This window comes from Arenibacter lacus, from assembly GCF_008711145.1.
In the GTDB taxonomy this organism is placed as follows: Bacteria; Bacteroidota; Bacteroidia; order Flavobacteriales; family Flavobacteriaceae; genus Arenibacter; species Arenibacter amylolyticus.
Window position 1 is genome coordinate 46,640 of sequence record NZ_VVIN01000017.1, and the last position, 13,208, is coordinate 59,847.

The window sequence follows — 13,208 nt, forward strand, 5'->3', positions numbered from 1 at the left end:
CAACAGTACTAGCCAGATGATTTTTATAATGGGTTAAACAGATAAACTGGTAAGGTTGTTTTGTTTAACCCATTTTATTTAAAGGAATACAGTAGTATTATTTTGCGATACTGGAATTGATATACCAATCGTTTTACCTTGGAGTTCTAAGGGGACAAACCCATTGATAAATAGTTCTGAAAGTTTGATTATATTGGGGGTATCTAGAATTATAAACACAGGAAATCCGATTAAATTCCCAATTTCCTGAAGGATGGTTAATCGGATTTTCCAGTATTAAACCAATCTATAATCTTGTCAGTACGGGATTATCCACTTATATGGAAGTGCCGTTGATGTGTTGAGGAATAACCTAGGAAAGTTTTTTTAATATTTTTCTCGTGATAAAGGTAATGAAAAGTCGCTTAGACCACTTTCCCATACTACCGATCAATGCAGTGGGAACAAAACTGTTCTTAGCCTCCTGAACATGCATTTTGATCTGCTCCATTTCTATCTGCCGTTGAAGCTTAAGAATTTTTAGTCGATGGTCTATTTCTTCGAAAGAAGTAAATACGGGTTTGTTGTTCATAGTTAATCGAAATAATATTGCGAGAATTTCTTTAATAAGGATTTGTCCAATCGATCTCTAAAGAGGTAGCAGATGATCCCTATTAGAATATAGAACGCTCCTACCGTTAAAAAACCTAGAAATACATCGTCATACCATTGTCCCATGCCAAAGGCGAACGCAAAGGACAACATTAACAGTGCCAATAGGGCGATTCCTCCAATCAATAGAAGTTTCACCAAGGAACTAATGCCTCGCATCCCTATTTTAAATCCTTTGAGTTTGTAGTACTCTTCGGTATTTTCTAAATAAGCCCGTACATTTCTATCAATTTCGGATACGTTATCCTTTAAGTTCTCCAAAGCCATTTAGTATCTTATTTTTTTTGGAGTTGGGCATTCTTAGCCTTAAGATCGGTCAGCTTTTTTTCCAACGCGGATATGATATCATCTGCCTTGTAGCTCATGGTGGAAAGTGTTTCCTCTAATTTCTGCTCAAAATCTACCTTCTTAGCTTCTGCTGTTTTGGTAAGCTCTTCTTTTGCATGCACTAAACGGTTGGAAAGATCATCACTGGTCTCCCTTGCTTTTTTCTTGATTTTCTTTCTAGTCTTAATTCCTTTATCAGGAGCATATAAGATTCCAATCCCTGCACCTATTGCTGCTCCCGTGAGCAAGGCCAATAAAGTATTTCCACTTGAGTTTGACATAATTTTAAACTTTTAAATGTTAATAATTCCAATAATAATTTAAGATAAAAAAGAACGATTTCCAAATGAACCCTGGAACACCCTTTTTTATCTTATCCTAATTCTTAGGCGTTTATTCGTTTGGAATAAAATTAATGGTAAATAGGCAGCAGAACGGGCGCAATCGCATAAAGTTTTAACGTAAACCGAGATAGGCGGCCAGTTTTGGCTAATTTAATCATATAAGCAGATTTAAGCGCATCTTGGAGCTGTGGCGGACCAATACCATTATTCAATAAAAAAGCCACAGCAGATGAACGCTGTGGCTTTCGATTTCAATAGTAAACACCTATCGTTATAATAATTGGAATAGAGTATAGTAATACTAGTTTTTTACTTGAATTTTGGCCCAGGTATCCCGTAATCCTACTGTTCTGTTAAAAACTAATTTTTCCGGTGAACTGTCCTTGTCCACATTAAAATATCCCATACGCTGAAATTGAAATTTATCCCCAACTTTGGCTTCAGCCAAACTAGGTTCCACAAACGCATTGATAACTTTTAAGGAGTCGGGATTAATAAATTCCATAAAATCCTTATCCTTATGCGCATCAGGTGTTTCATCCGTAAAGAGTCTATCGTACAACCTTACCTCTGCTTCTACCGCGTGTTTTACAGAAACCCAGTGTAGGGTTCCTTTTACCTTTCTTAGGCTTTCTTCGGTTCCACTACCGCTCTTACTCTTGGGATCGTAAGTACACTGTACCTCTACGATGTTTCCATCCTCATCTTTGGTACAAGAGGTAGCTTTTATGATATACCCATTTTTTAATCGGACTTCCCCTCCTAATTTAAGTCTGAAAAATTTTCTATTGGCTTCTTCCTTAAAATCTTCCTGTTCTATGTATAGTTCCTTGGAAAATGGTATTTTTCTAAATCCAGCTGATTCGTCCTCCGGATTATTTTCAGATTCTAACCACTCCTCTTCCCCTTCCGGGTAGTTGGTAATTACCAATTTTAGCGGATTTAAGACAGCCATTACCCTTGGGGCAATCTTGTTTAGGTGTTCCCTTACATGGAATTCCAAAAGCGACACATCTACCACATTGTCCCTCTTTGCAATCCCAATGGTTTGCGCAAAAGCCTTAATAGATTCTGGGGTGTATCCTCTTCTTCTTAAGCCAGAAATAGTTGGCATTCTGGGATCATCCCATCCTGTTACCACGCCTTTTTCCACCAATTGCAATAACCTTCGTTTACTCACCACGGTATGGCTAAAGTTTCGTCTGGCAAATTCCCGTTGCTTGGGACGCACCTTATCCTCATCTACCACTTGGTCTAAAAACCAATCATAAAGCTCACGGTGCATGGCAAATTCCATCGTACAGAAGGAATGGGAAACTTGCTCCATATAATCGCTTTCCCCATGCGTCCAGTCGTACATCGGATAAATACACCAATCGGTATTTGTACGATGGTGCGGGCGATGTAAAATGCGGTACATCAGAGGGTCGCGCATCAACATATTGGAAGAGGCCATATCAATTTTAGCCCTAAGGACGTGTTCCCCTTCCTTAAACTTACCTTCCTTCATACCTTCAAATAGGCGAAGGTTTTCCTCAACGGAACGATTTCTGTACGGACTCTCCGTACCAGGCTCCGTGGGGGTACCCTTTTGAAGGGCAATTTCCTCGGAAGACTGACTGTCCACATAGGCTTTTCCCTGTTGGATCAGCATTACAGCCCAATCGTATAGTTGTTGAAAATAATCGGAAGCATAGCACTCGGTCTCCCATTCAAATCCCAACCATTCTACGTCTCTTTTAATAGCGTCTACGTATTCTTGCTCCTCATTTATTGGGTTGGTGTCATCAAACCTTAAATTAACGGGAGCTTGGTAACGAAGGCCCAAACCAAAATTTAGGCAGATAGAGCTTGCATGGCCTATATGTAAATATCCATTGGGCTCTGGGGGAAATCGAAACCGAAGCTTATCCTTTGGGAAGCCTTTGCTTAGATCTTCCTCAATAATATGCTCAATAAAGTTTAACGAACGGGATGTTTCACTCATATTCTTAATTTTGAGGAGCAAAGATAACGAAATTACAAGTATAAGCAGTCTATAAAAAGTGGCAAGCATACAAGAAAGTGGGTTTCACAACGTTTTTGGGAAAGCTGACAACTTTAAATTCACTAGCCCTTTGTAAAAGGACATATTTGTTACCCCCTTTCTTTGAAAATGAGGGTGTTAGAGGGAGTATCAAAAAAGTTATCCCTTAGATATCAACAATTTAGCCATTAATTTTAGGCCTAATTCACACTAAATTGACCGCTGAATGTTGCTCAAACCAAAAAAGATATGAAACTTAACCTACCAAACGGAATCTTAATGATTTTTCTGAGCTATCTCGCTTTGGGAATGACCTTTGGTAGTGCCCAGACCTTAAACAAGCCTACACCTGCGGATAATCCCAATTTAGCGGGGAATTCTGTCTGGACGGCGGCCTGTGGTTCGGAGAGTTTCAATGAGTACTTTGTAAATTTCACCTGGTTGCCGAGTGTTGCGGCGGATAACGAATTTATTTTGGAATTGTCCGATGCCAATGGCGTGTTTACCAATCCAACAGAACTATCCAGGGTTTCGGACAAGAATGCTAATTTCGACTTCAACTTTAGTTTTTCCCTGCCTAATACTACTCGGGGAGATGGATATCGCTTCCGCGTAAGAAGTACCAATCCGGCTAAAACCAGTCCAGTATCGGACGCTTTTGAAATGTATTATATCGATTATAATTCCCCCCTTCAAATTAGGGAAATGGGCGATACAGCCCCTAGCCCCGCTATGAAGGTAGAGCTTTGCGATGGAGGGACCACCACCCTAGAAGTATACAATATAGCCAATGCAGAAACCTATCGGTATAATTGGTATAAGGACACTTCGCCTTTCACCGTGGCAGGCCACGGACCGTCTATTGAAGTCTCTGAAGGCGGATTCTATGTGGTGGAATTGGATTATGGGGCTACATGTTCCGGATCATCCAATACACAGTCTCTCTCCATTGAAGTACAGGTAGGGAGCAGCGTGGGATTGGAAATAAACCCCCCAACGAAAGCTGCTTTGTGTACCGGGGAAGCAGTAGCTCCTTTAGAGGCCAATATGAACTATGCGGATCTGTATTATACCTGGTTTAAAGATGGTAGTGTTATACAACCAAGTACCTTGGGGGCTTATACCTATACTATTGATACCAACGATGCCCAATTCCCTGGGAATTACACCGTCCAAGTTCAAGGCAACGGAATATGCACCGAAACTTCCAGTCCCCTGACCATAACCCAGGCAGGTGACTTTACGGTGAGTAGGGACAATCCGGCAAATATGGTCCTCTTACCAGGAAAATCAATTAATTTAAACGTGTCGGCAGATACCTCGCCAGTAACCTATCAATGGTACAAAGATAGTGTTGCACTGAGTGGGGAAACGGGAAGTAGCTTAACCGCCAATTCGGATGGGGTTTATCACGCGGAGGTTACCTATAGTGGCGGGAGTTGCCCAATTACCACCAAAATCAGCGATCCTACAACCGTGGTACTACCTGCCAATTTTGAGTTGACCATAGATTATGTTACAGAATATACCGATTGTGTTAATACGAGTATTGCCTTGGAAGTAACTAAGATAGATGCGGTTTTATCCGATGGATCTAAGTTGGAGGTGACCTCGGAATTAGAACCTGACTTTATTTATCAGTGGACCAAGGATGGATCTAACGTGGCAGCAGCTAATTCCAGTACCATTAGCTTTACTGATACTGCTGAAAATGGAAATTATGCGATAAACGCTTCCTTAGATAGTTTTACATCGGTTTCCAATATTCTGCCTGTTCAATTGCAATCTAATGAGATTCTTACCATTTCTAGTACCGCTACCTTATTTTGCAGCCCTTCCGATCTGGTGAGCATTAGTAGTGATACAGCACTTAGCGGGGAAACTTTCTATTGGTCCAAGGATGGCAGCCTGTTGCCAGATACTGCGGAGGTGTTAAGCGTTTCCGAACCGGGAACTTATCAACTAACCGTAAATAAAAACGGTTGTGACCTACTATCAAATGAAGTGGTAATTACTACCTTGGACGATTCTTTACTAATTTTGAACCCTGCAGGCGGTGAGATTTTGTTTCCTGAAGGGGGCAGTAGAGAAATTTATGCCAGGGGGGCCAGCAGTTACCAATGGTTCAATGAGGATAATATGTTGTTGGGAGATTCGGACTCTTTAACCCTAACCCAAGAAGGCACCTATAGGGTGGTAGGATTGGTGAACGATTGCCAAGTAAGCAAAACCTTTGTGGTTACCTATCAGGATACCTTTGGGGTACCCAATGTGGTAACTGCCAATGGGGATGGATATAATGATGTTTGGGTGCTCCCAAATTCCTTTACCAAGGATCCGGAGATCCAGGTTATTATTTATAATCAAAAAGGACAAGAGGTGCTCAACCAATTTCAATACCAAAACAATTGGCCAGCGGCTTCCATGAATTTCCCCAGGCAGAATATGGTATTCTATTATACCATTAGAAAAGCAAATAAGACTTTAAAGAAAGGAACTATAACCGTAATACGTTAAGGCACTATGTACAAGAAGAATTTTATATACATCGTATTTTTCCTTCTGGCGTTTACCGCTATAAATGCCCAAGAGGATGATCCGTTTATTGCCTACGATGTGCCTTCACAAAACTTGCTAAAGTTTAACCGGTTCCTAATTAACCCCACCTTTTCTACGGTGAGGGAAAACAAGTCCTATATTAATCTCCTACATAGAAACCAATCGGTATCTTTTGACGATAACAATCAAGATTATTTTTTAAGTTATAGTGGAAGGGTAAGCGATCGCAATGGCCTGGGACTAAGTTTATATACCCAAAGGGAAGGAATGATTACCAATTACGGGGTGATGGCAAATTATGCCTATGGCATTAAACTGAGCGAAAAGAGCAATTTTACCTTTGGTGCAAATTTGGCGTATTACAACAGCGGTTTTGATAGGAACAGGGCATCGGTATTAGATCCTAACGACCCTTCCTTGGATGGCCTACAGGAATCCAATCTGTTGTCTTTTCAACCCGGTTTCAATATTTCCTATGGTGCCTTCGATTTCGGAGTTTTTGCGGAAAACTTGTTCGACTACAACCTAAAGAGCAGTTCCACAGTAAGTGAATTTAAAGACAAGACATTTTCCAGTCACCTTCAATATACCCATGAGTTTAAAAATGGAAGTGGCCTATTGGAACAGGGACGGTTAATGCCCTTGGCACGCGTTAGAAAGGTGGGCAATGAAGAAGTGGTGTTGGGAGGAAGCCTAATCTTAGACCTGCCTAAAATTGGCTGGTTGCAAACTGGCTACGACGATTTTTACGGTGCCTCCGCAGGTATCGGATTTAACCTCAATCAGCGGCTTTCATTGGGTTATACAATGGAGAAGGGATTGTCTAATAACTTTGACAATTTTGGATTGACACATGAAATTTCATTTGCCTACTCCATCACCCCAAATCTAACCGAAGATAGGGTTATGCTAGAGGATAATAACGATCAGCTGGTAGCTAATGAGCTTGTACCAGAGAAGGATGCGCTGTCCCAACAGGAGGAGCTGGAGAAACTTAAACAGACCCTTGCAGAAAATGATCAGATTCTTTCTGAATTGATTTTTAGGTTAGATTCCTTGGAGGCTAACAGGCAAAGGGATTTGGAACGCAGGTTTCATATGGTTATGAAAATGGTAAGGGAGGAGACCCAAGGAAAGCGGCCAGACCTAGAGACCAAAGCTAGAAACATGTACCTGCCCAATAATCAAAAGACTCCCTTGGCTCTTGAAGCATCCAAAGAAAACACGAATAAAAAACCAATTAGTATAAAAGAAGCTTTACAGGCCAAGGGCCCCGGTAGTAAGGTGGTCCATACTGATAACATGGCCCGCAGTACCAATAAGAGCATTACTGTTAAAGATGGGGTTTCGCAGCTCCCGAAAGAACAAACTGTAAAAACAAAAAAGTTTAGGAACTTAGAGGGAGTAGAAAATGGGTATTACGTGGTGGCCAATGTCTACAAAGGCAAGCGATATAGGGATCAATTTGTGGAGAAACTTTCTCAAAAAGGGGTTCACGCAAACCATTTTACAAATTCTAGGAATGGATTAAATTACGTATACCTAGAAAGGTACGATACGTGGCAGGAGGCCCTAGCCGCCCATAAATCTAAATTTGGTGGAGCTTATGAGGACGATTTGTGGATCATGAATGTGGATAACCGCACGGATACGCAAAAGGCCTACGTGAACAATGTTCAAAAGCTAAAGAACACGGCTGGCCAGTATGATGAAGATTCACTGCACAAAAATGTGATAGTCAAGGACAATGTAGGCGGAAAGGAAGTAGCGGCCGTAGAGGTTACTACAGGAGGGAAGACTTCCTATTATATCATAGCCAATGTTTTTGCCAATACCAATAATGCTAACAGGTTTGTTAAATTATTGAACTCCCAAGGGTATAGTGCCAGTTACTTCATCAACCCTAAAAATAACTATCGGTATGTTTTCTTAAAGAAACACAGTACTTGGGACAATGCCTTGGAATCTTATTACACCAAATTAAGCAAAACGTATAACGATAAGATGTGGATTATGAAGGTATCCTCTAGTCAGGTTACCTAAAAAAATGCTATTAAGCACCGAAGCTTTATGCAGCCACAAATTAGTGGTTTTTAGAAGACCGCTTTCTCCATATTAGGGCATCTCCTTGTTCCCTTTTTTACTACAAAATTAATCGATAAATCGCGAAAGAAATCTTTAATTCGGTTGTCGGCCGGGGCACCGTTATCGGTTATATAGGGGTTTGGTCGGACACCCCTTTTTAGAGTTGTTTAAGGAAAATAATTCTGACCATGCCTAATCGGGGTTTCACAACAAAATTATACCGCTCTACAACAATAAATTCACGTACTCCCTCTTAAGGTCAATATTTGTTAGTAGGTGTTTCGGGTGGTTATAACTACCTGATTCAATGGTTTAAAACTATTGAAAACACCTTTTTTTAGCATCTGTCCTCTTTTGAATAGGGCGCTTTTTACAACCAAACCCGTTTGCAAATGAAACCAATATCCTTCAAACATCTGTTTTTAACTTGTTTTTTACTGTTGGGTACTTTTACTGTGGTTTCACAGGTGAAAAACGATTTTGAGGTTCGTTATGAGGATGAATTACGGGGTGATATTACTTTTATTGCGAATAATATTGTCAATAGGGAATCTGAGGCCTATACAGAAAGAAGGTGGGTAAGAAGAAATGGAAGATGGGTGCGCGAAACAATCCATCACCCTGCAGTATCCCCCAATGATCCTTACAATGATACAGGGAACGCTTCGGAATACAATGACAACCTGGATATGCAGTATATCGATATCGATGGGGATCCCTCTACCTTTAGTAGTAGTAGTGCTATCCTAACGGTTCCCGATATCAGTTGTGCCAAGGTGCGTTATGCGGGTCTTTATTGGTCTGCGGTTTTTAAGGAAGATGACAGAAGTGGTTTTGATAAATTAAAATTTAAGGTCCCAGGCGGGACCTATCAGGATTTAACGGCAGATGAGATATTGTTTGATGGGGAAGGGGATGCCGATTTTGATTATTATAGTCCCTATGCCTGTTATAAGGATGTTACCTCCATAGTTACCAGCTTGGCCGATCCCAATGGGGAGTATTTTGTTGCTAATGTAAAAGCGAGTTCCGGTGATGCTATTTCTGGCGGGGTATCCGGGGGTTGGAAAATGGTAGTGGTCTACGAGAATCCCAATCTACCAGGAAAATTTATCACCACCTTTGATGGTTATGCCGGGATAAAATCTGGAGAGACCGTAGATATACCGTTCAATGGCTTTACTACCCTACCCGCTCCTTTTCCGGTATTAGCCCAACTTGGGGTGGCAGCCTTAGAGGGGGATAATAGAATTGGTGGGGACGGACTCTCCATTAAAGCGAACTCCATGGCGTCGTTTACGCCATTAGGAAACACTGTAAATCCTGCGAATAATTTCTTCAATAGTAATATTACCAGTGGTGACGCTCTAGTAACCGATCGAAATCCAAATTCAGTGAACACCCTGGGGTGGGATGTGGATTTATTTAATATCAACAACCCCCTCAATGGGGTGATCCCCAACAATGAAACCGGGGCCATTTTACGTGCAAGTTCCTCCCAGGACAAATATGATATTTTCTTTACTTCCTTTGATGTAGAAATCATAGAACCCGTTATCAACCTAAAGAAAACCGTAGAGGATATTGCGGGCAATGATATTACCGGACAGGGGGTAAACCTAGGCCAGACCTTAGATTACGTATTGGAATTCCAAAATGTGGGAAACGATGATGCGGAAAATTATACCATAAAGGATATTCTACCTGTAAATGTTACCCTGGACGAGGCCAACCTCATACTACCAGCAGGGGTAACTTATACCTTCGATCCGGCTACTAGGACGGTGATATTCACTATTCCAAATAATTTGGTGACCAAAGGACGCTCGGCCAATAGTATTCGCATGCGGGTTACCGTAGCGGAAAACTGTTTTGATTTCATAGATGCCTGTTCGGATATTATTCAGAATTTGGCCTATTCTACCTATAGAGGCCGACTGAACAGTAACGTAATTAGCGATGATCCTTCCGTGTACGAGTTTGATGGATGTGGTTTTGCCACTCCTGGAGCTACCAACTTTTTGTTGGACGATCTTTCCAACTGCTCTTTTGCCAGAACCGTGCAACTTTGTGGGGAACAAGTGGTGTTGGAAGCCGGAAAAGGTTTTGATGATTATAAATGGTATAAGGACGAAAACGGAAACGGGGTATTGGATGCCGCCGATACTTTGATAACCGATGGAGATCCGGATAATGATCTTAGTACCTTTGTGGTTCGGGATATTGGCACCTATATTGTTGATAAAATAGTGGCCGATCCCTGTAAAGGTTTTCAAGAGGTGTTGACCGTAGAGCGATTTGGGACCACCCAAACAAATCCTATTGTCGATTTTTTCAACAATAGCAATAGCGATACTGACCCAACCAACGACGTACAGGGAGAGATTGTGAGCTGTTCCGTGGATGGCAGCCCCTTGCCCAAGATTTTTCTGTGCGGGGTGAACGATTCCCAATTGATCCAAGTAAATATTGCCGATGCCCAGAGTATGGTATGGGAAAGGTTGGTGGAAGGTAGCTGTGCGGATTCGGGGGACGACTGTGGGAACAAAAATGCAACCTGTACTTGGAACCAAGTATCCGTAGGCGATAGCTTTATAGCAAATCAGGAGGGAAAATACCGATTGGTAGTAAATTACCAGGGAGGGTGTTTTAGTAGGTTCTATTTCAATGTATTCCAAAACAATCTGGACATACAATATACCTCCAATGATATTATATGTACTACCCCTGGAAATATTACCGTTACTAACCTACCTAATGGATATGGGTACCAATTATATAACCTTTCTACCAATTCTATTGAAGTACCCTACAGTGCCAATAACGGACCTAGTTTTGACATTAATACCAACGGGGCTTACCGAGTGGGTATTATGCAATTAGATCCCAATACGGGAGAACCCATTGACGGTTCCTGTGAATTTACTACCCCAGATATTGGAATACGAAATAGGGCATTACAAGTAAATATCACTAGCACCCCTGCTAATTGTACAGACTTGGGTTCCATAAACATCCAAGCGCTTAATGTCCGTGCCAATTATGAGTACGAAATAAGATTGGACGATGGCAGTAACGGTGGCAATGGCACCCTAATGGACAGGGAGACTGCCCAACCGGACAACAACTTTACCTTTCAAAACTTAAATGCAGGCAATTACATTATCCGTGTACGTACTGATGATGGTTGTTTCTATGAAGAAAAGGTGAACGTTCTCAGTGAGGCCGATTTAACCTTAAATGCCCGAATTTCCCAACATATTAGCTGTAGGGAGGGTAATATTCTTATGGACTCTTATGGGGGTAAAACACCACATACCTATGCTATTTGGTCTTATGTGGATGATGACGGGAATACGGTTATCTCCTATCCCAATGTCACCACTATACCCCCAAGCCAATTTCAAAGCCGACAGATTTTTGATATTCTGGAGCCGGGGGATTATACCTTTGTAGTGGTAGATAGGAACAACTGTTACGTACTTTCCAATACGGTTAATATTGATTTGGTTCCAGAGGTGGAATATACCACCTCGGTATCCGATGAAAGCTGCTTTGGGGCGGAAGATGGGGCCATTACCTATAATATGACGGCAAGGAATGGATACGATGTAACCTTTACTATTACCTATCCCGATGGTAGAATGTTCACCAACTCTTCAGGGACCTTTACCAATTTACCGCAGGGCGATTATACCGTAACCTTGACCCAAAGCAAGGGGAACGATAGTTGCGATTTTATAGAGAATTTCACCATTGGGGGGCAAACTGCCGGAATTTCTGGAAATGCTGTTCTTGTGCAAGATTATAGCTGTCTTCAAGATGGAATCATAGAAGCCCAAAATGTTACTGGTGGAACTGCACCCTATTCCTATAGTATAGATGGGGTGAATTTTGTATCAGGCCCAGGTTCCGAAACTTTTTCTAACCTTGGTAGCGGGAGTTACAATATTACCATTAGAGATGCTAACCAATGTACCTTTGTTACCAATACCATTGTATTGGATCCGATGGATGAGCCTACCGATTTAAGCTTTTCATCTACAGCTCCAAACTGCCCTACCCAAACCTCCAATGTTACGGTAACTGCATTAAACGGTATTGATCCCTTAACCATAGAGATTATTGCCCCCATAGCCATGGCTGCAACTACTGCCTCTGGTAAGACCGCCACCTTTAACAATTTGGCACCCGATACTTATTCTTTTAGAGTAACCGATAGTAAAGGATGTTCCTATATGGAGACCTATACCATTGCTCCCGTAAATCCTATTCTGGTAAATGGTACCCTAATTAATAATGTAACTTGTTTAGGAAGTGCGGACGGAGCCATAGATTTTGAAGTAAGTGACTATAGCACCACGTACAGCTACTCAATTAATGGAGCTACTGCCATTACAGGACAGTCTGCTAACACCATCAATTTAACGAATCTTGTAGCCGGGGACTATACCATTACGGTTACGGACGAAACTACCAACTGTACGGATACGGCCACGGTTACGGTGAGCGAGCCTACCAACCCCCTAGCCTTTACCTATAACCTTACCCCATTGACCTGTAATGCCGACGGATCGGTGACCATCACCGCTACTGGGGGCTGGGGAGGGTATACCTATGAGTTGGTACAACCAAATACCGTGGTCCTAGGACCACAGTCTAGCAATGTATTCAACGGATTAAGTCAAGCAGGCACCTACACCATCCGCGTTACCGATGCCGGTGGTTGTACAGTGACCGAACCTTTTGATATTACGAATCCAAGCGACCCTGCGGCTATCTTGGCGGCCACCACGGACCGTTGTTATGTAGCGGGTAGTGGCGTTAGCCTTACCGCTACTGCCTCGGGAGGTGTTGGTCCTTATACCTATAGCCTTAACGGAGGTCCGGCGCAGAACAACAATGTATTTAACAACTTGGCCCCTGGCTCCTATTCCGTGGAGGTATGGGATGCCTATGGTTGTAACGTTACAACCAATACGGTTGAAGTAGCACCACAACTGACGGCCACGGCCACGACTACCAAGGAATTGGATTGTACCGCTTCCCCGGATGCTGTGATAGACGTAACCATCAACGGCGGGTATGCGGATTATAGTTATCGAGTGAGCGTGGATGGAGCTGCCTATGGTGCCACTACCGCTGTGGGTGCTGGATTGACCAACTTTAGCTACCCCACCGCTACTGCTGGTACCTATCGTTTTGAGATTACGGAC

General features: G+C 42.2%; 7 protein-coding genes. 3 read left to right on the plus strand and 4 right to left on the minus strand.

The window, feature by feature from the left end:
* Positions 1-352 precede the first annotated feature (352 nt).
* The 4 genes from F1E73_RS07490 to F1E73_RS07505 form a co-directional block, all read right to left on the minus strand.
* A complete protein-coding gene (locus F1E73_RS07490) occupies positions 353-571 on the minus strand; it encodes a DUF6327 family protein (RefSeq protein ID WP_086475588.1) in 219 nt (72 codons plus the stop codon).
* 2 nt (positions 572-573) lie between these two features.
* Positions 574-918: a hypothetical protein gene (locus tag F1E73_RS07495; RefSeq protein ID WP_086475587.1), complete on the minus strand. Its 345-nt coding sequence runs from the start codon at positions 916-918 to the stop codon at positions 574-576.
* Positions 919-926: 8 nt separating this feature from the next.
* Positions 927-1,259 carry a YtxH domain-containing protein gene (locus F1E73_RS07500; RefSeq protein WP_086475993.1) on the minus strand — a complete coding sequence of 111 codons (333 nt, stop codon included), beginning with the start codon at positions 1,257-1,259 and terminating at the stop codon, positions 927-929.
* Between the two features lie 364 nt (positions 1,260-1,623).
* Complete coding sequence (locus F1E73_RS07505) at positions 1,624-3,309, minus strand: glutamine--tRNA ligase/YqeY domain fusion protein (protein WP_086475586.1); 1,686 nt, start codon at positions 3,307-3,309, stop codon at positions 1,624-1,626.
* A gap of 288 nt (positions 3,310-3,597) precedes the next feature.
* Here F1E73_RS07505 and F1E73_RS07510 point away from each other — a divergent pair, with 288 nt between their 5' ends.
* The 3 genes from F1E73_RS07510 to F1E73_RS07520 form a co-directional block, all read left to right on the plus strand.
* Positions 3,598-5,865, plus strand: coding sequence for a T9SS type B sorting domain-containing protein (locus F1E73_RS07510; RefSeq protein ID WP_223883384.1), 2,268 nt, complete (start codon positions 3,598-3,600; stop codon positions 5,863-5,865).
* Positions 5,866-5,871: 6 nt separating this feature from the next.
* A complete protein-coding gene (locus F1E73_RS07515; RefSeq protein ID WP_150451554.1) occupies positions 5,872-7,950 on the plus strand; it encodes a PorP/SprF family type IX secretion system membrane protein in 2,079 nt (692 codons plus the stop codon).
* A 434-nt stretch (positions 7,951-8,384) separates the two neighbouring features.
* On the plus strand, positions 8,385-13,208 hold a 4,824-nt coding region (locus F1E73_RS07520), incomplete at its 3' end, for a SprB repeat-containing protein (RefSeq protein WP_150451555.1).

Excerpts from the sequence above, each read along its gene's own strand:
- F1E73_RS07505 (WP_086475586.1), bottom strand. The coding sequence starts at position 3,309 with ATGAGTGAAACATCCCGTTCGTTAAACTTTATTGAGCATATTATTGAG.
- F1E73_RS07490 (WP_086475588.1), bottom strand. The coding sequence starts at position 571 with ATGAACAACAAACCCGTATTTACTTCTTTCGAAGAAATAGACCATCGA.
- F1E73_RS07510 (WP_223883384.1), top strand. The coding sequence starts at position 3,598 with ATGAAACTTAACCTACCAAACGGAATCTTAATGATTTTTCTGAGCTAT.
- F1E73_RS07495 (WP_086475587.1), bottom strand. The coding sequence starts at position 918 with ATGGCTTTGGAGAACTTAAAGGATAACGTATCCGAAATTGATAGAAAT.
- F1E73_RS07515 (WP_150451554.1), top strand. The coding sequence starts at position 5,872 with ATGTACAAGAAGAATTTTATATACATCGTATTTTTCCTTCTGGCGTTT.
- F1E73_RS07500 (WP_086475993.1), bottom strand. The coding sequence starts at position 1,259 with ATGTCAAACTCAAGTGGAAATACTTTATTGGCCTTGCTCACGGGAGCA.